Source organism: Nonomuraea sp. NPDC050022, assembly GCF_044460705.1.
GTDB lineage: Bacteria > Actinomycetota > Actinomycetes > Streptosporangiales > Streptosporangiaceae > Nonomuraea.
This window is the reverse complement of sequence record NZ_JBITKE010000018.1, coordinates 218,289-238,833: the sequence shown is the minus strand read 5'-3', so window position 1 is coordinate 238,833 and position 20,545 is coordinate 218,289. Positions and strand designations below refer to the sequence as shown.

The 20,545-nt window shown below is 70.1% G+C and carries 24 protein-coding genes; 17 read left to right on the top strand and 7 right to left on the bottom strand.

Features of this window, described 5'->3' with window-relative positions; all coding sequences use genetic code 11:
- Both ACIBO2_RS52870 and ACIBO2_RS52865 read left to right on the top strand, forming a co-directional pair.
- Nucleotides 1-270, top strand: a 270-nt coding sequence (locus ACIBO2_RS52870) for a TCP-1/cpn60 chaperonin family protein (protein WP_397304841.1), incomplete at its 5' end; no start/stop codon positions are given.
- 152 nt (nucleotides 271-422) lie between these two features.
- Complete coding sequence (locus ACIBO2_RS52865; RefSeq protein ID WP_358548400.1) at nucleotides 423-1,220, top strand: SDR family oxidoreductase; 798 nt, start codon at nucleotides 423-425, stop codon at nucleotides 1,218-1,220.
- 15 nt (nucleotides 1,221-1,235) lie between these two features.
- On the opposite strand, the gene ACIBO2_RS52860 is transcribed toward ACIBO2_RS52865, so the two are convergent.
- Entirely contained in the window at nucleotides 1,236-1,907 is a 672-nt protein-coding gene (locus ACIBO2_RS52860) for a TetR/AcrR family transcriptional regulator (RefSeq protein ID WP_397304839.1), read from the bottom strand.
- Between ACIBO2_RS52860 and ACIBO2_RS52855 the strand changes: the two genes are divergently transcribed.
- A complete protein-coding gene (locus ACIBO2_RS52855; RefSeq protein ID WP_397304837.1) occupies nucleotides 1,869-2,318 on the top strand; it encodes a hypothetical protein in 450 nt (149 codons plus the stop codon). The two genes, ACIBO2_RS52860 and ACIBO2_RS52855, sit on opposite strands and share 39 nt — an antisense overlap.
- Before the next feature lie 118 nt (nucleotides 2,319-2,436).
- Complete coding sequence (locus ACIBO2_RS52850) at nucleotides 2,437-2,598, top strand: hypothetical protein (RefSeq protein WP_358548395.1); 162 nt, start codon at nucleotides 2,437-2,439, stop codon at nucleotides 2,596-2,598.
- A gap of 86 nt (nucleotides 2,599-2,684) precedes the next feature.
- Here the strand turns inward: ACIBO2_RS52850 and ACIBO2_RS52845 are convergent, their stop codons facing one another.
- The gene (locus ACIBO2_RS52845) at nucleotides 2,685-3,257 is read right to left on the bottom strand and encodes a TetR/AcrR family transcriptional regulator (protein WP_397304836.1); all 573 of its coding nucleotides are present in this window, start codon (nucleotides 3,255-3,257) and stop codon (nucleotides 2,685-2,687) included.
- Nucleotides 3,258-3,518: 261 nt separating this feature from the next.
- Here ACIBO2_RS52845 and ACIBO2_RS52840 point away from each other — a divergent pair, with 261 nt between their 5' ends.
- From ACIBO2_RS52840 to ACIBO2_RS52815, 6 genes are all read left to right on the top strand, one after another.
- Nucleotides 3,519-3,788, top strand: a complete 270-nt coding sequence (locus ACIBO2_RS52840; RefSeq protein ID WP_358548391.1) for a hypothetical protein — start codon at nucleotides 3,519-3,521, stop codon at nucleotides 3,786-3,788.
- Between the two features lie 20 nt (nucleotides 3,789-3,808).
- Complete coding sequence (locus tag ACIBO2_RS52835; protein WP_358548388.1) at nucleotides 3,809-4,381, top strand: TIGR03086 family metal-binding protein; 573 nt, start codon at nucleotides 3,809-3,811, stop codon at nucleotides 4,379-4,381.
- Between the two features lie 55 nt (nucleotides 4,382-4,436).
- Nucleotides 4,437-4,907, top strand: coding sequence for a hypothetical protein (locus ACIBO2_RS52830; protein WP_397304835.1), 471 nt, complete (start codon nucleotides 4,437-4,439; stop codon nucleotides 4,905-4,907).
- A 391-nt stretch (nucleotides 4,908-5,298) separates the two neighbouring features.
- Nucleotides 5,299-6,996 (top strand): FAD-dependent oxidoreductase, encoded by a 1,698-nt coding sequence (locus tag ACIBO2_RS52825; RefSeq protein WP_397304834.1) that lies wholly within the window; start codon nucleotides 5,299-5,301, stop codon nucleotides 6,994-6,996.
- A gap of 143 nt (nucleotides 6,997-7,139) precedes the next feature.
- Entirely contained in the window at nucleotides 7,140-8,681 is a 1,542-nt protein-coding gene (locus ACIBO2_RS52820) for a histidine kinase (protein WP_397304833.1), read from the top strand.
- Nucleotides 8,678-9,337, top strand: coding sequence for a response regulator transcription factor (locus tag ACIBO2_RS52815; RefSeq protein WP_358548376.1), 660 nt, complete (start codon nucleotides 8,678-8,680; stop codon nucleotides 9,335-9,337). The genes ACIBO2_RS52820 and ACIBO2_RS52815 overlap by 4 nt, the downstream gene beginning before the upstream one ends.
- A 76-nt stretch (nucleotides 9,338-9,413) precedes the next feature.
- On the opposite strand, the gene ACIBO2_RS52810 is transcribed toward ACIBO2_RS52815, so the two are convergent.
- From ACIBO2_RS52810 to ACIBO2_RS52795, 4 genes are read right to left on the bottom strand one after another with little or no spacing between them, the layout of a single operon-like run.
- Nucleotides 9,414-9,836, bottom strand: a complete 423-nt coding sequence (locus tag ACIBO2_RS52810) for a hypothetical protein (RefSeq protein WP_358548373.1) — start codon at nucleotides 9,834-9,836, stop codon at nucleotides 9,414-9,416.
- Nucleotides 9,833-10,183, bottom strand: a complete 351-nt coding sequence (locus ACIBO2_RS52805) for a hypothetical protein (RefSeq protein WP_364013847.1) — start codon at nucleotides 10,181-10,183, stop codon at nucleotides 9,833-9,835. The genes ACIBO2_RS52810 and ACIBO2_RS52805 overlap by 4 nt, the downstream gene beginning before the upstream one ends.
- Nucleotides 10,184-10,196: 13 nt before the next feature.
- The gene (locus ACIBO2_RS52800; protein WP_358548367.1) at nucleotides 10,197-14,192 is read right to left on the bottom strand and encodes a hypothetical protein; all 3,996 of its coding nucleotides are present in this window, start codon (nucleotides 14,190-14,192) and stop codon (nucleotides 10,197-10,199) included.
- Between the two features lie 37 nt (nucleotides 14,193-14,229).
- A complete protein-coding gene (locus ACIBO2_RS52795) occupies nucleotides 14,230-15,087 on the bottom strand; it encodes an FG-GAP-like repeat-containing protein (RefSeq protein ID WP_358548364.1) in 858 nt (285 codons plus the stop codon).
- 152 nt (nucleotides 15,088-15,239) lie between these two features.
- Between ACIBO2_RS52795 and ACIBO2_RS52790 the strand changes: the two genes are divergently transcribed.
- From ACIBO2_RS52790 to ACIBO2_RS52780, 3 genes are all read left to right on the top strand, one after another.
- Nucleotides 15,240-15,851, top strand: a complete 612-nt coding sequence (locus ACIBO2_RS52790) for a TetR/AcrR family transcriptional regulator (protein ID WP_397304832.1) — start codon at nucleotides 15,240-15,242, stop codon at nucleotides 15,849-15,851.
- Between the two features lie 177 nt (nucleotides 15,852-16,028).
- Nucleotides 16,029-16,280, top strand: coding sequence for a hypothetical protein (locus tag ACIBO2_RS52785; RefSeq protein ID WP_358548358.1), 252 nt, complete (start codon nucleotides 16,029-16,031; stop codon nucleotides 16,278-16,280).
- Nucleotides 16,277-16,837, top strand: a complete 561-nt coding sequence (locus ACIBO2_RS52780) for a hypothetical protein (RefSeq protein WP_358548356.1) — start codon at nucleotides 16,277-16,279, stop codon at nucleotides 16,835-16,837. The genes ACIBO2_RS52785 and ACIBO2_RS52780 overlap by 4 nt, the downstream gene beginning before the upstream one ends.
- Nucleotide 16,838: 1 nt before the next feature.
- Here the strand turns inward: ACIBO2_RS52780 and ACIBO2_RS52775 are convergent, their stop codons facing one another.
- Nucleotides 16,839-17,585 carry an NAD(P)-binding domain-containing protein gene (locus ACIBO2_RS52775; protein WP_358548353.1) on the bottom strand — a complete coding sequence of 249 codons (747 nt, stop codon included), beginning with the start codon at nucleotides 17,583-17,585 and terminating at the stop codon, nucleotides 16,839-16,841.
- Nucleotides 17,586-17,738: 153 nt separating this feature from the next.
- Here ACIBO2_RS52775 and ACIBO2_RS52770 point away from each other — a divergent pair, with 153 nt between their 5' ends.
- The 4 genes from ACIBO2_RS52770 (at nucleotide 17,739) to ACIBO2_RS52755 (ending at nucleotide 20,544) form a co-directional block, all read left to right on the top strand.
- Nucleotides 17,739-18,569, top strand: coding sequence for a helix-turn-helix transcriptional regulator (locus tag ACIBO2_RS52770; protein WP_358548350.1), 831 nt, complete (start codon nucleotides 17,739-17,741; stop codon nucleotides 18,567-18,569).
- Between the two features lie 88 nt (nucleotides 18,570-18,657).
- Nucleotides 18,658-19,140: a MarR family transcriptional regulator gene (locus tag ACIBO2_RS52765; RefSeq protein WP_358548348.1), complete on the top strand. Its 483-nt coding sequence runs from the start codon at nucleotides 18,658-18,660 to the stop codon at nucleotides 19,138-19,140.
- On the top strand, nucleotides 19,137-19,958 hold the full coding sequence (locus ACIBO2_RS52760; protein ID WP_358548346.1) for a class I SAM-dependent methyltransferase: 822 nt from the start codon (nucleotides 19,137-19,139) through the stop codon (nucleotides 19,956-19,958). The genes ACIBO2_RS52765 and ACIBO2_RS52760 overlap by 4 nt, the downstream gene beginning before the upstream one ends.
- 43 nt (nucleotides 19,959-20,001) lie before the next feature.
- The gene (locus ACIBO2_RS52755) at nucleotides 20,002-20,544 is read left to right on the top strand and encodes an SMI1/KNR4 family protein (protein ID WP_358548343.1); all 543 of its coding nucleotides are present in this window, start codon (nucleotides 20,002-20,004) and stop codon (nucleotides 20,542-20,544) included.
- Nucleotide 20,545: the final 1 nt, after the last annotated feature.

The following is a 20,545-nucleotide window of genomic DNA, read 5'->3' as shown; positions in this document are numbered from 1 at the left end:
CAGATCGCCGTCAACGCCGGCCTCGAGGGCGGCGTCGTGGTGGAGAAGGTCCGCAACCTGACCCCGGGTGAGGGCCTCAACGCCGCTACGGGCGACTACGTCAACATGTTCGAGGCGGGCATCATCGACCCGGCCAAGGTGACGCGCTCGGCGCTGCGGAACGCCGCTTCCATCGCGGCGCTCTTCCTCACCACCGAGGCGGTCATCGCCGAGAAGCCCGAGAAGACCCCTGCCGCTCCGGCCATGCCGGGTGGCGACATGGACTTCTGAGCCGGGCCGTCGGGTGGGACCGCTCAGGGTCCCACCCCACCTGGAGCTCTGCTCAGGCGGTGAGCCGTCGGTGAGCGTACGGTGAGCCACTGCCGCCACCGTTGAGCCATCGCCGGATCCGCCGAGGGCCGGCCGCTGAACGAGGAGCAGAGATGAACAGTCTGACCGGCAAGACCGCGCTGGTGACCGGAGGATCGCGGGGAATCGGCCGGGCGGTCGCGCTGCGACTGGCCGCCGAGGGCGCTCTGGTCGCCGTCCACTACGGCGGCAACGACGACGCGGCCAAGCAGACGGTGGCGCGGATCGAGCAGGCAGGCGGCCGGGCGTTCGCCGTGCAGGCCCGGTTCGGCGACGATGGCGCGGTGGACCGCCTGTTCGAGGGCCTGGCCGAGGGACTGGCGAGCAGCGGTCTGGCCGAGGGACCGGCGAGCGGCGGCCTGGACATCCTGGTCAACAACGCGGGCATCGGCTCGGTCAACCCGATCGCGCAGGTCACGCCGGAGGAGTTCGGCAGGCTGCTCACGATCAACGTCAGCACACCGTTCTTCGTGATCCAGCGCGCGCTGCCGCTGCTGAACGACGGCGGCCGCATCATCAACATGGGCTCGGTGGCCAGCCGCTTCGCGGTCTCCACGCAGATCGCCTACAACCTCAGCAAGGCGGCACTGGAGTCGTTGGCCCCGTCCCTGGCCAATGAGCTCGGCAGGCGCGGCATCACGGTGAACACGGTCGCGCCCGGCGCGGTGCGTACCGACATGACCGCGGGCTACAACACCATCCCCGAGGCGGTCGCCGCGATCGAAGCGATCACCGCGCTCGGCCGGCTCGGCGAGCCCGAGGACGTCGCGGACGTCGTCGGCTTCCTGGCGGGCCCGCAGGGCCGATGGGTGACCGGCCAGACCATCGACGTCTCGGGCGGCACCTACCTCGGCCCGATCGCCATGGCGTGACGCATTCCCCTGGGATCAGCTGACCGCCCGCGGAACGCGGCTGTCGCGAAGCAGTCCGTCCATGAGGACCGCCAGCATTTGCCCGACACCGGCCCGGTCGGCGGGTGACTGCTCGTGGTCCCAAGCGACACCGGCGGCGAGGCGCAGGATCATCGAGGCGTCGATGTCATCCCGGACAGTGCCGTCGCGCTGGGCCGTTGCCACGAGTTCGTATGCCGCGGCGCGCATGGCATGGCAGGCCGAGTCCGATGGCGGCGTGTCGTTGTGAAGCGCCGTGGTGACGCTCGCCGCCAGCCCTCGATACGTCATGAGGTGGTCGACGAAGAGTTTCAACCAGGCCACGAGCGCTTCGTGCGGCGAGCGCTCGGCCTGTAGCTCGGCGGCCGCGGCGGCCAGGGCCTGGTAGCGGTTGTCGAGGACGGCCTCCACCAGCGCCTCGCGGGTGGGGAAATGACGGTAAAGAGTGCCCGAACCCACCACGGCGTCGCGGGCGATGTCATCGAGCGAGGCCTCCACGCCCGCGCGCGCGAACGCCGCGCTCGCCGCGGCGAGCAACCGAACCCGATTGCGCTGAGCGTCTGCCCGCATCGCACGCGTAACCCGCCGCCGGAGCCGTTCGTTCGGGTGTTGGCCGCCTTGCAGCCCAAAATGGTAGAACTGGCTCGCGACCGCACCGACGGCGTCCATTCGTTTTCGGCCCCGGTCGAACACACCGCTCTTGTCCGTAAAGCTCTGGGGAGCGATAAGTTGCTCATCCCCGAGCAGGCGTTCATCATCGAACCCGATCCCGAGCAAGCCCGTGCCATCGCTCGGCGGTACCGAGGCAGGACCGGCCCCGATTCGCCGTACACACGCAACTGGTTACGTCTCGGCTACAGCCAGCAGGACATCGCCGACGGGGGAAGTGATCGGCTGGTCGACGCGCTGGTCGCGTGGGGCACCCCGGAGGCCGTCGCCGCGCGTGTTCAAGCGCAACTCGACGCCGGCGCCGACCATGTGCTGGTCCATCCCATCGCCGACGACCTGACCACGGCCATCGGGCAACTCGAACAACTCGCGTCCGCCTTGCCACGTGGATTGGTATTCGCGAACAGTTGAACCTCGGGCTCTGCCAGGGCCCGAGGCCACATCCCGCTCCGGCGCTTCCCTGACGAAGGCGGGGGGGCGGGGCTGCTCGACCTCGTACCCCATCGGCAGCTGCGTCGACCTCGACCCCGTGCGGGCCACGGCCACCCGCCACGCCCTGCTCGCCTCGCTCGCCGGCACCGGCGCCCTCGCGCTGGGCACCCACTTCCCCCCGCCGACCGCAGGCCGCGTGATCGCCGACGGCCCGGCCTACCGGCTGGTGTCCGTCCCGCCGGCCGGGGAACGGAGGTGACGGCACGGCCCTGAGTGGGGGCCGTCGACGGCGTCGCGTTACGTCAGCGGCGCCCGGGCACGCGCCCCGTGGTCTGCGGCGCTCACCTAATCGATCAGAAGGCGGTCGACCAGGGCGTTGACGTAGTCGGGGGTGAGCGGGCCCGTGCCGAACAGGACGCGGACGTACATCGGGGCCAGGAGATGGTCGAGGATGTCCAGGCCCTCGGGTGGGTGTTCGCCGCGGTCTCGGGCGCGGTCCAGCATGCCCCGCAGTTGGCGTCCGCGTTCGGCCACGAACGCGTCTCTTGCCGTTACGCCGGCCTCTCCCCCGGTGGACAAGGCGATGACCAGGCGCAGCACCGCCAGCCCGTCGGGTCCGGTCACGTCGCGCGCGACACCGGCCGCGTACGCGCGCAGGTCGCCTTCCAAACTGCCGGTATCCGGTATGGGTGAGGTGGTGGTGAGCCAGTTGATCGCCACGTCCGTGAGCAGGGCCTCCAGGGTGCCCCAGCGGCGATAGACGCTGGTGTCGGCCACTCCGGCGCGGGTGGCTACGTCACCGACGGTGAAGTTGCCGTGGCCGCGTTCGGCGATCAGGTCGGTGACCGCGTGGTGCACGGCGGCTCGGACGCGGGCACTGCGCCCGCCGGGCCGGCGAGTCGGCTGCTGTTCCACCATGCCCGCCAGCTTAACGCAGTCAAGACTTGCGTTTGTGATTGATGGCGTCCTAAAGTCCCCTAACGCAGTCGCTTACTGCTTTAGGAGTGACCATGCCCCCGCTGTTCTTTCCCGACAACCCTCAGTTCTGGTACGAGACCCTGCGCACCTTCGGACACATCGCCTACGGCGGCGCCGACTTCGGCGAGGTCGTGATCACCTGTAAGCGGATCACCGCCGGTGACTACGACAGCTGGCACGACGAGTGGCCGGCCATCCGCCATGGGCGATACCCCGCGCGCGTTCGGCGCTGCCTACCTGGACTACCACCTGCGCGACGGCATCGTCGAGAAGATCGCCTGCCCGACCCTGGTCTGCGCCGGGGCCGACGACGGGTTCTTCCAGGGCCGGCCCGAGCTGACCTGCCCCAAGACGCTGCTGGAGTTCACTGGCGAACAGGGCGCCGACGCCCACTGCCAGTCCGGCGCCCAGCGACTGGCCTTCGCGCGCGTCTACGACTGGCTCGACGACGTGTTCGGCACGACCGCCTGATCCCCTTCCTGGAGAACGACATGACCATCGCCATGATCGACCGCGCCCTCGACATGACCACCGCCATCGTCAAAGGCATCACCGACACCCGGCTCCACGCCCCCACCCCCTGCGCCGGCTGGGACGTGCGTACAGAGCTCAACCACATGGTCGGCGGCATGCGCGTCTTCGCCGCCGAGCTCACCGCGACCGACGCGGGCGGCGACCACGAGGATGACTGGCTCGGCACCGACCCGCAGGCCGCCTTCGTCACCGCGGCCGACCTCGACCGCGCCGCCTGGCATCGCCCGGGCGCCCTCGACGCCACCGTACGTTTGGGGTTCGGGGCCGTACCGGGGCCGATGGCCGCCCTCATCCACCTCACCGAAGTCCTCGTCCACGGCGTCGACCTGGCGCTCGCCACCGATCAGGAGCATCTCGTCGACGAACGGTCGTGCGGCGAACTGCTCACGATCATGCAAGGCATGGACTTCAACACCTTCCGCCGCCCCGGCATGTTCGGCCCCGCGGTCCCCGCTCCCGCCGACGCCCCCGCACACCGGCAACTACTGGCCTTCCTCGGCCGCGACGTCCCAGCCCGCCGCCGGCGATGAGTTCGCGGCACGCGTCCGGTCTACCCTTCCGACCACACGTCAACGGGAGGTAGCCGTGACAGCAGCGCGACACACAGCCAACCAGCGGTTGCAGAGCCTGGAAGTACTCGTCGGGGAGTGGGACATGGAGGCATCGATCGACGGGCAGCCGATGGGCCAGTGCACGGCGACGTTCACCTGGCACGACAGCCGGGGATTCCTCATCATGCGCGTCGACCCACCTCAGGCGATCGCCCCGGAATGGCGGGAGAGCTCGCCGTTTCCGATCGATGCCGCCATCGGTCTCGACGACCACAGTGGCGCCTTCGCCATGCTGTACGCCGATGCGCGGGGAGTGTGCCGGATCTACCGGATGAGCTTCGAGAACGGTCACTGGGAGATGCGGGGGCAGGCAGGGCCGGGCTTTCACCAGCGCTTCGAGGCGACGATCCGTGGCGACGGCCGTCTTGTCACCGGACGATGGGACGCCTCCAGCGACGGCGAAACCTGGAAGCCCGACTTCGAGGTCACCTACGCGAAGAGGTGAGGCGGGTTCGCAGGCCGGATCGCCCAGCGCTGTCGGCAGGCGACGCCCGACCTCTCGGAGGGCGCCGAGCTCCCTCGCCCGACCTCCTGGCCGCAGTCGGCGCGCCCTATTCACGGTCGCTCGCCCGACCTCCTGGCCACAGTCGGCGCGCCCTACTCACGGTCGCGCGCCCGACCTCTTGTCCGAAGGGCGCCCCACCCCGTGGCCGCGCACGCCCGGCCTCCTGGTCACAGTCGGCTGACGCCACCCGCTGCCGGTCAGCCGATCGGTGGGGCGGATCAGCCGTTCGGAGGGGCGGAGAGGTGAGCCGCTGATTCATGCCACGGGTTGATGTGTGCCGTGCTGCCTGCTTGAGAGGCTGACGACCTCCAATCGGAAAGGGGCGAGTCACATGCCAGAAGTGGGCGATGGGCGTACGAGCCTGCCGGGCGCCGCTGCGGTGAGTCGTCGTGGGCTGCTCGCCGGTGCGGGTGCCGCGGCGATCACCGCGGCGGGCACCGCAGCGGCCGGCACGTGGGGTGCCGAGGCGGCGTTGGCGCAATCGGGCGCGGCGGAGTCTGTCGCGGCGGATGCGGAAGCGGCGGCATTCGGGCCGGTGACAGTACGTCCGGGCGACTTTCGCTACGACAACCTGTTGCGTGGCAACAACTTCAGGTTCGTCGGCCGACCGGAGGAGATCCGCGTGGTCGGGTCGACCGATCAGGCGGTGCGCGCGGTGTCGGAGGCGGTGCGGTCCGGCCGACGGGTCGCGGTGCGCAGCGGCGGGCACTGCTTCGAGAATTTCACCGCCGACCCGGCGGTCCGGGTGCTGCTGGACCTCTCGCCGATGGACGAGGTCGGCTATGACGCCGACCGGCAGGCGTTCGCCGTGCAACCCGGAGCCACCCTCGGCCAGGTGTACCGGACGCTGCTCAAAGGCTGGGGCGTGACGATCCCCGGGGGCGGCTGCCCGGAAGTGGGGGCCGGTGGGCACTTCGCGGGCGGCGGATACGGACCGCTGTCCAGGCGGTACGGCTCGGTGGTGGATCATCTGTACGGCGTGGAGGTCGTGGTGGTCGACCGCGACGGCACCGCCCGCGCGGTGGTCGCCACCCGCGAGCCGGACGACCCGCACCGCGACCTGTGGTGGGCGCACACCGGCGGTGGCGGCGGCAACTTCGGCGTGGTCACCCGCTACTGGCTGCGCTCCCCCGGCGTCGCCGGCACCGATCCGTCCCAGCTGCTGCCGGCGGCGCCGCAGCGGATGCTGCAGCACGTGGTCATCTGGTCCTGGGAGCACATAACCGAAAATGCACTTACCGGACTGCTGCGTAACTTCGGGGCCTGGCATGAGCGCAACAGCGCGCCCGGCTCTCCGTACGCCGGGCTGTACGGGATCCTCCAGCTGTCGCACCGCGCCGGCGGAACCGTCATGCTGGTCGCGCAGATCGACGCGGACCTCCCCAACGCCGACAGCATGGTGACCGGCTTCGCGTCCTCGGTGACCGCCGGCCTCGACCTCAAACCGGCGCTCGACATCCGGCGGACGATGCCCTGGTTACACCGGATGACCTGGCCGGGCACCGGCGAGCCGGGTGACGTGATCACCCGGCGATACAAGATCAAGGCCGGCTACCTGCGACGATCATTCACCGAGACCCAACTCGCGGCCGTCCATCGCAACCTGACCAACTCCACCGGCGGCTCCAACGCCGGCATGCTGCTCATCGGCTACGGCGGCCAGGTCCGCGCGGTAGCGCCAGGAGCCACCGCGATCGCCCAGCGAGACGTGGTAATGAAGGCGGTCTACCAGACGATCTGGGAAGACGAAAAGGAGGACAAGGCCAACCTCGACTGGGTCCGCGGCTTCTACCACGACGTTTACGCCGAGACCGGCGGCGTGCCCGTGCCCGGCGAGGTCAACGACGGCTCCTACATCAACTACCCGGACGCCGACCTGGCCGACCCCGCGTGGAACACCTCAGGTGTGCCCGCGCACACGCTCTACTACAAGGACAACTATCCACGCCTCCAACGGGTGAAGGCTCGGTGGGACCCGCGCAACATCTTCCGGCACGCCCTGGCCATCGAGCCTCCCCGGGCCGGTTGAGCCGCGTAGGGAAGTGCCAACGTGGAGGCTAGATCCCCCGCTGGGGCGGCGACGGATGAGGAGGACGCGGATGTGCGATCCAGCGACACGGTGGCCCGTGCTTCCACCCGCATGCTGGCTTGCGCCGGTGGAGGAGCACGTGGATGAGTGATCCACCGGTACGGTGGCCCCTGCCGGTGACCGTCGGCCCGTATGCCTTACTGGCGCTCCTGGCCGGTGTCACCGTGGCCATCAAACAGTCGGCGGGCGCGTCCCCGCTTATCGACCTGGTGCTGTGCGCGCTGATGGCGGCCTGGATGCTGGGGCTCTTCACGCTCCGCCCCGCCTGGCGCGAACGCGTGCCGGTGATGGCCATGTTCTTCACCGTACTGATCCTGCTCACGGCGATTCTGGTGGTCAGGGACCCGTGGTTCGGGTTCTTCACTCCCGCCGGATACATCTACGCCTTCCGGGTGCTGCGCTGGCCGTGGCAGCCGGCCGGCGTCGCGGCGGTGGCGATGGTGTCGGGCACGGCGCAGGCGTACGGCGTGGACAAGACCACACCCGTGGGACTGATCACGTACGTCGCTGTCATGGCCGCGAATGTGATCCCTATGTGTGGCTTCGCCTGGTTCGCTCGGCGTAGTGCTCAGCAGAACGACGAGCGCAAGCGGGCGCTGGAGGAGGCGCGTGAAGCGAACCGCAAGCTGGAGACGACGCTGACGGAGAACGCCGCCCTGCACGAGCGGTTACTTGCGCAGGCCAGGCAGGCCGGCGTGCACGACGAGCGGCGGCGGATGGCCCGGGAGATCCACGACACCCTGGCACAGGGCCTCACCGGCATCATCACCCAACTGCACGCGGCCGAGCACGCCGGCGACGACCCGGCGGAATGGCGCCGGCACATCGAGGCCGCGACCAGGCTGGCCGGGGAGAGCCTGTCCGAGGCGCGGCGATCGGTGGACGCGCTGCGTCCTGAGCCGCTGCGGACCGCGCGGCTGGGCGAGGCGCTGGCGAGCGTGGCCAGCCGCTGGTCGGCACTGCACGAGATCCCGGTCCAGGTCACGACGACCGGCACGGCGCGGCCGATGCGCCCGGAGGTCGAGGTCGCGCTGCTCAGAACCGCGCAGGAGGCACTGACGAATGTGGCCAAGCACGCGCGGGCGACCCGGGCGGGGGTGACACTGTCGTACATGGAACACGAGGTCGCTCTGGACGTGCGCGACGACGGCGCCGGCTTCGACCCGGCCCGCCTCGGGGACAACGGAGACGGCTCCGGCGCGGCCCACCTCAGGGACAGCGGTGGCGGCTTCGGCCCGGCCCGGCTCAGGGATGACGATGGCGGCGGCTCCGGATCAACCCGGCCCGGAGATGGCGGCTTCGGCTCGGCCTGCCCCGGGGACGGCAGCGGCGATTTCGACGCGGCCCGCCTGAGGGACAGCGGTGGCGGGTTCGGTCCGGCCCGGGTCAGGGACGGCGGTGGCGATTTCGACGCGGCCCGCCTGAGGGACAGCGGTGGCGGGTTCGGTCCGGCCCGGGTCAGGGACGGCGGTGGCGATGGTCCGCGTACGGCTCACCTTGGGTTTGGGCTGATCGCGATGCGGCAGCGGATCGAGGGCCTGTCAGGCACGCTGCAGGTGGAGTCGGAGCTCGGTGCCGGCACGGGGATCTCGGCCCGCGTCCCCGCCGAGTGGGCCGAGTCATGAGCCGCCCGGACAGCGTGATCAGACTGCTGGTCGTCGACGACCATCCGGTGGTCCGAGATGGCTTGAGCAGCATGTTCGCCCGCGATCCGGACTTCGAGGTGGTCGGGGAGGCAGCCGATGGAGCCGAGGCGGTCCGGCTCGCCGAGACGCTACGGCCGGATGTGGTCCTCATGGATCTGCGGATGCCCGGCATGGACGGCGTGAGCGCGACAAGAGAGCTGGCCGGGGGCGGGACTGGGGTGCGCGTGCTGGTGCTCACGACGTATGACACCGACAGCCACGTGCTGCCCGCGATCGAGGCGGGCGCCACCGGCTACCTGCTCAAGGACGCTCCCCGTGACGAGCTCCTGCGGGCGGTCCGGGCGACGGCCCGGGGCGAGGCGGTTCTCGCGCCGTCGGCGGCGGCTCTGCTCATGAGCCGGGTACGGTCCTCCGCCTCGGGGCCGCTCAGCCAGCGGGAGCTCGAAGTGCTCCAGCTGGTGGCGGCCGGTGGCACGAACCGGGAGGCGGCGGTGCAGCTGTTCATCACGGAGGCCACGGTCAAATCCCACCTGCTGAACATCTACGGCAAGCTCGGCGTCGGCGACCGCGCCGCCGCCGTCACCGAGGCGTTCAACCGGGGGCTGCTCCTCCCCCGAGTACCGGGACAATCCTGACGCCGCGCCGGTGCGCGCTATCAACGCGCACCGGCGCGGCGTCCGCCGGTCTCAATCCGCCTGGAGGCGGCGTGGCTCAGGCGGTTCCCTTCCCATCGGCCGATCTCGCCACGTCCTCGGCCATCCTGGCCAGCACGTTCCTGGCGATCAGCGCCACGGTCTTCATGTCGCCCAGCGCCTCGATCCGGCCGTCGGCCGACCCGCCGTGTTTCTCGTAAGCGGACGACAGCTCGCCGCCGTAGAGCGCTTCCCGCGCCCTCGGCACCGCCTGGTCGGCGAGCACCCTGAGCGCCGCCCGGTACTGGCCGGGCGGCAACGTCAGCAGATTGAGGTGGAGGCCGGCCCCGCCGGGACCGTCGTGCCGGGGCACGACGGTGAGTTCCCCGAGCCCCGGCACCCCTTCACGGAGGGCCGCCACCATCAGGCCGAACATGGGTTCCGAGCCGGAGTACATCAGCCAGCTGTAGTCGGGTGAGATGGAGACGCTGTAGAGGTTCACTCCGTGCTCCTCTCATCCAGCTCCCGCAGCACCTCGGCGGCCATCATGGCCAGGATCTCCAGATGATGGACCTCGCCGGCGAGGTGTGCCTCGTACTGCGGATCGCGCACGCGCGCCTCATAGACGGCCGGGACCTCCTCGGCCAGGACCCTCAGCACCTCGTGACGGCCAGGCTCCGGCAGATCGTACACGCGGAAGTTGTGCAACTCCTCGAAACCGGCCTGGTCGGCGTACGACCAGACGGACTCGTCGTGGACCCGTTCCTTGAGGTAGTCCACAACCCACGAGGACAGGCCCGTGGACGCGGGCCAGACATATTCCGCCGAGACACTGATGTCCCTGCTCATGTGCACCACCCCCTCAGTGGATACCGACGAAGGAGACCTTGCTGGACCAGCCCATCTCCTGGTAGTAGGCCCTGAGCGTAGCGAGCTCGGAGGCCCCCAGTTTCGACATGTCGAAGATCGTCACGTCGGCCTTGTTGACATGCTTGGCGATGGTCGCCTTCAGGTTGCCGCCGTTGCCCGCCCAGTGATCGGCGAAGCGCTGCGGGGTGAGGTCGCGCCCCATGGCGTCATACGTCAGGCCGTTGGAGCCGACCCAGTCAGGGTTGGGCGGGGTCGGCTGGCCGGGCCCGGGCTTGGGCGGCGTGTAACGACTGAGCCTGACACTCGACTGCGCCTCGAACAGCGTGGCGGACGCCGCCTCGTCGGCCCGGAACCCGCGGCCGGCGTCGAAGCCCAGGTCGAAGGTGTGCGCCAGCTTGGCGAATTGCTCGCTTTTCGTGCCGGTGGCCGTCGTTCCGGTGATGGCTTCCAAGCGGGCCACCGCCGTTGTCAGTGCCTTCGGCGCGACCTCGCCGCTGGCGACCGATGCCCTCAGCGCTTCGACGGCGGCGTCGAGACCGATGCCGGTGCGCATCGCCGTCTCGAGGGCGATGATCTTCCGGGCGACCTCGACGATCTTGTCCGGCGGGACGAAGAACGCCGCCGCCATCAGGCAGTTGCCGACTTTGAGCTTGGCGCACTCGGTGAAGTCGTGCGTGATGATCTTCAGCAGGTTCCGCAGCGCACCGGCCATCAGCTCCTGCTGGGTGAAGTGCCGGGTCGTCTCATAGTCGCGCGTGAACGGCTCGTTCCCCACCGGGAAGTACGAGCCGGTGCAGGAGCCGTCCGAGGAGTACTGGCAGTCCGACAGCACCATGTAGTAGGCCGTGCCTTCGAGATGCACGTGCAGCCTGATGTCGCAGCCACCGGTGCCCACGCAGTCGCTGAGCGGCTCGATGTAACTCTTGTCGTTGAACTCGAAGTACGTCAGGACGTTCGCGTTGGCCGCCACCTGGTCGTTCAGGTCGCTGGCTTCCTTGGCGGTCTCGGTGCGGGTGGCGGCGTCCTGGGCGTCCTTGGCCGCCTGCCGGGCGTTGGCGGCCGCGGTCTCGGCAGTGGTCGCGTCCGCCTCGGCCTGGGTGGCGACGTCGCGGGCCTTGGCCGCGTCGTTCTCGGCCGCGCCGGCGGCCTCGCGGGCGGAGGCGGCGTCGCGTTCGGCCTCGTCGGCCGAATCACGGGCCTCGCCGGCGTACTCGTCGGCGGCGTCGGCGGCCGATGCGGCCGCCGCGGCGTCCGCGGTGGCCTGGCGGTCGTACTCGACGGTGTTGGCCTCGGCCTTCACCGCCGCGCTTGCCGCCGTCTTCGCCTCGGCCGCCGAAGCCTGGGCCTGGGCGAGCGAGGCCACCGCCCTGGCCGCGGAGCCCGCCGCCTGGGACGCTGCGGTGGCGGCCGCCTTGGCGTCGGCGTCGGCCTGGGCCGCGAGGGCGGCTGCCTCCTTCGCCGCCTTGTCCGCCTGGGCCGCCTTGGCCTGGGCGACGGCGGCCTGCTGGGCGGCCAGCGTCTTGGACGCCTGCGCGGTCAGCACGGCCAAGCCCGCCGAGGCGTCGGTCTCCTTGTACGGGGAGCCCAGCTCGATGGCGTCGTTGGCCGGTTTGATCACCTGTACGGCGGAGTCGCGGGCGGCGAGCGCCGCCTGGGCGGTCGCGTAGGCGAACCCGGCGGTCTTGACCGCGCTGACGTGCGCGGCGTCGGCCTCCTTGCGCGCGACGACGGCGTCGGCCCTGGCCTTGACCGCGTTGGCCTTGGCGGTGTCGGCGTAGGCCTTGGCGTCGCGGACGTTGATGGAGGCGTCCCACGAAGCCTTGATGGCGTCGGCCGCCGCCGCGTGGGCCTTCATGACCGATGCGTTGGTGATCGCCACGTCGCGCTGGGCCCCGTCGGAGGCGGACCGGGCGCGGGCCGCAGAGGCCTCGGCGCGGGTGGCCGCCTCGCGGGCCGAGGCTGCGGCCGAGGTGGCCTCGTTGGCGGCGGCGCGGGCGTTGGTCGCGGCGGTCGTCGCGGCGGTCGCGGCCGACCGCGCCTGGGTCGCGGCGGCGCGGGAGGCGGCAGCGTCGGCCGTTCCCTCGTCCGCCGCGGCCTGTGCCTCGGCCGCCGCTGCCTGCGCGGACAGGATGTCGCGCCGGCGTTCCGCGGCGATCGCGTCGCTGCGCGCGGTGATGGCTCTTCGTTCTGCCTCGACCGCCTCGTCCTTCTTGCTCGCGGCGGTGGCACCGGCGGTCTGCGCGTCGCCGAGCCTTGAGGCCGCGATCTGCCGCTGGTTTTGAGCCGTGCTCTCCGCTGCGGCGGCATTGGCCCGCTCCCTGGCGGCGATCTCCTTCTGTGTCTTGGCGTTGTCGCGCTCGGCCTCGGCGATCTGCCGCTTGGCGCGGGCGTCGGCCGCGGCCGCCTTCGCCGTCTGCTCGGCGGCCTCGGCCCTGGCCTGAGCGCTCTTGGCCTTGGCCGCGTTCTCCGCCGCCAAAGCCGCCTGCGTCGCCGCGCCTTCGGCGGCGGCCTTGGCCTGCGCGGCCGCCTCCTCGGCGGCCATCCGCCGGAACTCCGCCCGCGAAGCGTGCGCCTGCGTCTCGGCCAGCGCCATCAGCGTCTTACTGTCCGCGGCAGAGGCACGAGTGGCGTTGGAGGCCGTCTCGGTCGCCTTCGAAACGGCCAGCGTGGCCGCGGCCGAAGCCCGGGTGACCTGCACCGCCTGCTGGCCGTAGAGCAGGCCGCGGCCCCGGGGCAGCCCGGCGGCGTCGGCGATCGCGTACGCGGCCTGCTGAGCCGCGACGGCGGCGGTGGCGTGCCGCTGCGCCGACTGGGCGGCGCGCGAGGCGACGAACACCCGGCCCAGCGCCATCGCCTGGCCCTTGACGATGTCGTTCTTGACCTTGGCGAACACTGCGGCGCTCGGATAGGACGGGGTTCCGGACGGCTGCTTGAGCCAGTAGGCCTGCCAGTCGGCCAGCCGGACCCCAATGGTCGACTGCCCGAGGGCCTCGCCGAGGGCCTGGGTGGCGACCTGGAGGTCGGCGGTGGCCTGAGCCTCCTCGCTGAGGATGGTGTCACGCTGGGCGCGCTGGCCGTCGACCTCCTGCTGCCACTCCGCCGAGGCCTTGGCGAACTCAGCGGTCAGGACCTCGTGCGGGTCCGGCGGGTTGTCGGTGGCGCAGGAGGCGTAGCGGGCCTTGAGGTTCTCGACGTCGACCCGGAATTCCATGCTGTCCGGATCGGGCGCGCTGGTCGGGAAGCCGCCGCGCTCCAGGAAGGCCCGCGCGTCGTCGGCGTACATGGGGTGCAGGAAGGACATGTCCTTCCACGCGTCCCGCCCCTTGTCGTCATCGCCGTTCGCGGGGTAACGCTCCTTGGCGATCGCGTTGACCGCGTCCACGGACTCCTTGGCGGCCAGCGGGGTCTGGTCGGCGTAGAAGTCCTCCTCTTCCGTCCAGTACTGGCCGTCGACCCAAGAGGTCAGGCCTACCTTGCTGAACGGGTTGTCCTTCTGCTCGATCCACTGAAACGAGGCGTCCGTGTAGCCCTTCGGGGGCGGGACGTTGAGCGACTCCTCCCAGACGGTGTGCCGGTCATTGAGCTCGTCCAGCTTGGCCGAGGCCCGCTCTTCGTCCTGCTCGTAGGCGGTGTGCAGCGGAGTCGACGGGGTGGTCTCGTAGTCGGGGGCGGCGTTGCGCAGCAGGATGTCGTCCGTGCCGCCCAGCCCGGCGCGGGCGACTGCCTTCAGATCCTGGCCGCCCTTGCGCTGTACGGCGGTGAGCAGGCACTGGGCCGCGCGGACCGACGCGGCGTGCGCCAGGTCGTACTCGGCGGCGTCAGCGAAGGCGGAGTCGGCGAAGGCGAGCGCCGGGCCAGCGCCGGGCAGGGGCGCGAACTGCACGCCGGCGATGACGACGCCGACAGAGGTGAGGGCCGCGGCGGCGGCGCGCAGCCGTCCTAAAAGAGGGCGCCGGGTACGGCGCGATGAAGCAGTGGTCGTGTGCATGGTCAGCTTTCAGCCGCTGGTACGAGGATGGAGGTGCTCAGAAGAAGGCGTTGAAGGCGTTCCAGCCCGCGTTGCCGATCTTCTCTTTGGCGGCGAAGGGGGCCGAGGAGACGCCGGTGCCCTTGAAGAGCCACAGCGCGCCGGCGGAGTCGCGGGCGATCAGGTCGGCCTTGCCGTCCCCGTTGTTGTCGCCGGTGGAGACCAGGGCGGTGTAGGCGTCCCAGCCGGTGCCCGCGCTGATGCGGGCGCCCAGGATCTGGTTGTCGGTGATGCCGCCGGTCCCCGGATAGATGTAGAGGGTGCCGGCGGTGGTCCTGGCCAGCAGGTCGTTCTTGCCGTCGCCGGTGTAGTCGCCGTAGCCCGCCAGGGCGTCCATGCCGTTCCAGCCGGCGGTTCCGGCCTGGACGCGGGCCGCGAGCCCGCCGTCGGTGCGGCCCGGGTAGAGCCACAGGGCGCCGGCCGTGTCCCGTGCGATGATCTCGGGCGCGGCGCTGCTGCCCATGTTGCCCGGGGTCATGATCAGGTTGTAGCCGTCCATGTTCGAGGCGACGGGCATGGTGGAGGTGCCCCGCTCGGCGGTGTAGTAGAGCTCACCGCCCAGACGGAAGAACAGGTCGTTCCTGGCGCCGTTCTCGGAGGTGTTGGCGCGTAGGATCGCGGTCGCTGCGGAGAAGCCGCCGCCGAGGTCGACGGCGGCCTCGAGGCCGCCGGTGCTCTTGGGCTCATAGGCGAGCAGGTGACCGTCGCTCGCCCTGCGTACGAACAGGGGCAGCATGGGCGCACCAGCCGCGGCGGACGCGGCGGGCGCGGTGAGCAAGGAGCCCAGCACGGTGAGCAGGACCAGCGCTGCCAGGGTTCTGGCACGGGCTAACGCCCGGTTTACGGGTTTGGACATTCGATGTGACCTCGTATGGCTAGGAGGGGTCGACCTCGCGGGTGGCGTACTCGCTCTGCCCGCGAGAATGTGTCCAAGATACACAGTAACGGAGCACATGCTCTGTTATTCTGGTGGGCGTGCCTCGCCCTCGGGTCCATGATCTGGATCACATGCTGGATGTCGTCGAGCGACTGGTGGTCGACGGCGGTCCGGAGGGCTTGACGGTGCGCGGGCTGGCGGCGGCCTCCGGGGTGTCGAACGGGGCGATCTACCACGCGTTCGGGTCGCTGCCGGTGCTGCTCGGGCGGCTGTGGCTGAGGGCGGCGGAAGAACTTCTGAATCTGCAGATCGAGCTCGTCGACGCGGCGCCGGGCGACGGCCATGAGGCGGCGGTCGAGGCGGTGGTGGCGGCGGCGAGCGCGCCCGCGGTGTTCGCCGACCGGCGGCCCATGGCGGCGCGGCTGCTGATGACGACGCGACGTGACCAGCTGCTCGGTCCCCAGGTTCCGGAGGAGCTGGCCGAGGCGATGTTCGCCCTGGACAAGCGGCTGATGATGTTGCTGTCCGGGCTGGCGCGGGCGCTGTGGGACCGAGCCGACAGGGCGGGCGTCGAGGTGATGACGCTGTGCGTGGTCGATATGCCGACGGCGATGTTCCGCCGGACGTTGACCGCGCCGTCCGCGGATGGCCTGCCCGAGATCGGCGCCGACAGTCGGGAACGACTGAAAGCCGCGGTTCGCGCCGCCCTAACCCTTCCGCCACCGCCCCCGCACGTCGGCTAGACGAGTTGTTCGGAACTTCCCCCGTTTGAAGCTGGGCCGCAGCAGCTGGACGCCGCGTGCCGCCAGGCCGGCCTCGTATGGCCCGCTTGACCAGCTCGGAGTCGCTGAGCAATCTGTCCTTGCGCGCAGCCAGACTTCGGAACTAACTGGTCTTGGTAGTTGACGGTGGGGTGGGCTATGGGAATGGTCGAGGGGCTCTGGAAGGCCAGGGAGATGCCGCTCCGTGACGGGCTGTACCGGCCGGACGACACTGGCTTGGAGTTGCATGTTGACGGTCCGGGGGCGTACCACCCGGATGCTGGGCAGCCGATTCCCTTCCGGTTCATGGCGGGCGTGCACACCATCTGGAGCATCAGCGTCCCGATCGCGATCATGGAGACGCTGGCCGGCTCCCGCCGCACCACGCCCTGGCTGGCTTCTGGACCGTGACCGTGATCTTCGCGCTCTACTCCGTGCTGGCCACCGCCGCCACTGCCGCCAACAAAGGCCTGCTCACCGGCCCGCTCCAATACATCGGGTCGGCCGTGGTGATCGCCGCGCTCGTCGTGCTCGGCCTGCGCCCGCGCCCCAGTGTCCCCATGGCCGAGGGGAAGGCGCCCAGCCCCTGGGCGGTGTTCGCCTTCGCCCTGGCGGCCGGCGCGATCTTCGTCCTCCTCTACGCGGTCGACCCCACCGGCCTGTCGCCATGGCCGGCGATCCCTCTTCCGGCGTGGGGCAGCGTGCTCATCTACCTGGCCCTGTTCGGCGCGCTGGTGGCCCGCTGGTCGCATCGCTTCGGCTGGTCGGACGCGCACCGGCTGGCGCTCGCGGCGGGGGCCATGCTCACGTACGCGTGGCACTCGTTCCCGTGGGAGCCGGTCACGACCGAGCCCGTGAGCCAGGTGGTCGACCTGACCAGCAACGCCATCTCGACGGTCGGCGCGATCGTCCTGCTGGTGATCGCGGCTCGCCGGGTCTCCCCCATGGCCAGCAGGAAGGGCGGCTGACTCAGTCGTCGCTCGGGAGCCTGGCCTCGCCGGCCGGCCGGCGTACCGCGATCTCGACGAGCTTGCCGACCCGCGCCGCGGGAACGGCGACGCCGGGTGTCTGGAGGGTCCAGCGGAGGAAGGCCTCGACGTTCATGGCGGGCGTCTCGCCGAGATAGGGGTGGATGTATACCGGCGTGTTCGGCTCGCTGCGCCAGCTGTCGGCAAGTGGGCCGATGTCCACCCCGTCATAACCGAGGACGTCCAGCAGCCGGATGGTCTCTGCCTTGGCCGCCGCGTCGTCGCCGGCGATGGGCAGGGCGCTGCGGTCCGGCGCTCCCGTGGGCCGGGCGAGGGAGAACAACTGGTGCGGGGTGATGGTGTTGAACACCTTGACCACCTGGGAGTCCGCGAGGTGGCGCTGGATCAGCGCGCTGGAGGTCAGTTCGCCCGCGTCCAGCTCGGCCAGGTGGCCGTCCCGCTCGGGGTAGTAGTTCGCCGTGTCCAGCACCGTCTTGCCGGCCAGCGCTTTGGCGGGGAGCCGCCCGTAGGCGTTCAGCGGGATGGCCGCCACCACCAGGTCCGCGGCGCGTGCCGCCTCTGCCGGTGTGGCCGCTCGGGCACCCCCGCCCAGGTCGGCGACCACATCGGCGAGGGTCTCGGGTCCTCGCGAATTGCTGAGGACAACCTTGAGGCCGGCCGCGATGGCCAGGCGGGCAACGGAAGAACCGATCATTCCGCTGCCGATGAGTCCGAGCGTTTGGGACACGACTTATCTCCATTCATTCGGGTGGATGCCGGGACAGGAGCTCGTGGGTGGCTCGCCTGACAGCGTGGAGCCGCCGCGACCGCCCGGCCAGGCCCGTGTCCTGCGTACTCACGGCGTGATCACCCGCCGCACGCCCAGACGTAGGGTTGTCGCGTGGACGACCGGATCGAGCTGAGCGAGTTCCTCAAGTCACGCCGTGCCCGTCTGCGCCCGGAGGACGTCGGGCTGCGCGACTACGGCCGAGCGCGCCGGGTCGCGGGTCTGAGGCGTGAGGAGCTGGCCCGGCTGGCGGGCGTGAGCATCGCCCACTACACGCGTCTGGAACAGGGCAAGGGCGACAGCGTCTCGGACGAGATCTTGGGCGCCATCGGCGCGGCGCTGCGCCTGGACACCGACGAACTGACCTACCTGCACCGGGTAGCGCGGCGTCCGCAGCCGTGCGCGGGTGCCGGAGACCCGTCGGAGGTGCCTCTTGGCTTTCGCCACCTGTTGGCGTCGTTCGTGACGACGCCGGCGCTGGTGATCGGACGGCACACCCAGATCTTCGGCTGGAACCAACTCGCCGTGGCGGTGTTCGGGGACTTCCCCGCGTTGGCCGAGAACCGCCGCACGCTCTCGCACCTGCTGTTCACCGAGCCCTCCGCGCGCGTGCTGCACCACGCCGGTTGGGAGCGGGCCGCGCGCGAGCACGTGGCGCATCTGCGCGTTCTGCTCGGGCGCCATCGCGGGGACGCCGGACTCGCGGCGCACATCGGCGACATGCGGGAACTGAGCGCGGACTTCGCGCGGATGTGGGCCGAGCATCCGGTCGCGCGGCTGCGGTCCCGGACGTACGTGCTGCACCACCCGGTCGTGGGCGAACTGACCCTGCACCGCGAGCTCATCACGCTGCCCGACGAACCGTCGTGCTGCGGGCTGGACCTGTACGCCGCCGAGCCGGGTTCGGCAGCTGAGCAGGCACTGAAAGAACTCGGGAGCCTGTAGGCCGCGTGCCCTGTCCCCTCCGGCGCCAAGCGCGTATAGTTCGTTAAGATTCTTCTTAACGATCGATGCTATATAGGCGGTAGATACGGTGACCGAGATCGCCCCGGACGAGGCCGAGTTCGTTGACCGGCTCGGGCTGTTCTTCGAGATGGTGGGCGGTCCTCGTACGATGGGACGGATCTACGGCTGGCTGATGATCTGTGATCCGCCGCAGCAGTCGCTGACCGAACTGGCGGCCGCGCTCGGGGTGAGCAAGCCGTCGATCAGCACCGTCATCCGGCCCATGCAGGAAGGCGGCCTGGTGGAGCGGCTGCCCTCATCGACCCGCGAGCACCGTTACCGGCTCACACCCGGCGGTTTCACCCGCGTGCTGCAGGTCCAGCTGGATCGTATGGGGGCCGGTGCGGAGGCGGCCGAGTTCGGGCTGTCGGTGATCGGGGAGGGCCGCCCGGAGCAACGGGACCGTCTCGAAGAGCTCCGCGACTTCTGCGAGTTCTCCGCCACCGAGGTACACGACGAATTCATGCGGCGGTGGGAGGACTACCGCGCGGCGAAAAGGAGAGGGCGATGACGGAGAAGATCGACTTCACCGGCGTGGAGCAGACGATGCTCGCCACCCTGTATCTCCGGGCCTGGGAAAGTCGTTCGAAGGATTCGATTCTCCGGGATCACATCGCGGCCGGGGTCGTGGATCGTATCGACTACGACTTCGGCAAATTAATGCTACGCGGTGGGGCGGGCAACCGGTTCATGCTGGCATTGCGCGCCAGGCAACTCGACGATTGGAGCGCCGATTTCCTCCGCCGGCATCCGGACGCCGTCGTGCTGCACCTGGGCTGCGGGCTGGACAGCCGGGCCTTCCGGCTCGACCTGCCGGTCGGCGTCCGCTGGTTCGACGTCGACCTACCCGATGTCATCGACCTGCGCCGCAAGCTCTATCCGGAGCCGGACGGGTATCGCACCATCGGTTCCTCGGTCACCGAAACGAGGTGGCTGGATGAGATTCCCACGGAGTATCCGGTGCTGGTCATCGCCGAAGGGCTGCTGATGTACCTCACCGAAAACGAGAACAAGCGGCTGCTCCAACAGTTAACCGACCGTTTCAGCAGCGGCGAATTACTGTTCGATGGATTCGCCCCATGGGTCGTTCGCCTGACACAACGGATGTCGAAGAGGCTGGCCCGCAAGGGATATCCGTCCTACTCGACGGCGATTCGGGACCGCCGGGAGATCGAGCGGTGGAATCCGCGATTCAGATATCTCGAGGACGTCCCCTTCCCCTCGCTCTACGCGAAGATTCCGGTGCGCGTTTACCGCCTCACGTACCGGCTCATGAACATGATCCCCGCGTCCAGAGACTTCTACCGGATGTTCCGCTTCGGTTTCTGACCGTGCCGGACACTGGACCCGATTGATCGTTTAACCTTTCCGGGTGACGGATACACCTGAGGGTCTCGCGTTGCCCACTGCCCTGGCCGAGGTGGCTGAGGTCGGCTTCGAGTGGGAGTGGGACGAGGAGACCGACGAGACCCGCGGCTGCGACTTCGAGCCATACGATCACTTCGAGGAGCCCGACCGGACGGCGTGGTGGTTTCGCCTGTGGACCGGCAACCAAGAGGTCGACGGCGGCGAGTTCCGCTTCTTCGGCACGACCGGGTCGGGTGATTACACCGGCTTCTGGCTGGTACGGCCCGATGCGGCGATCACTGAGCAGCCCGTTGTCCATATCGGTTCGGAGGGTGAGTCAGGTGTGATCGCCCGGGATCTCGGCGACCTCCTCTGGCTGTTCGCCGCCGGGCTGGGCCCCGCCGAGGCCTTCACGGACCCCGATTCCCCCACCGAGCCGAATGAGGCCTTCCATGTGATCGCCGAGCGACACGCACCCGGCCGTCGCCGCACCCCCACGCAGATCGTCGCTGCCGCACGAGCCGAGTTCCCGCAGTTCACGGATCTCATCGACGCGATGTGTCGCTGAG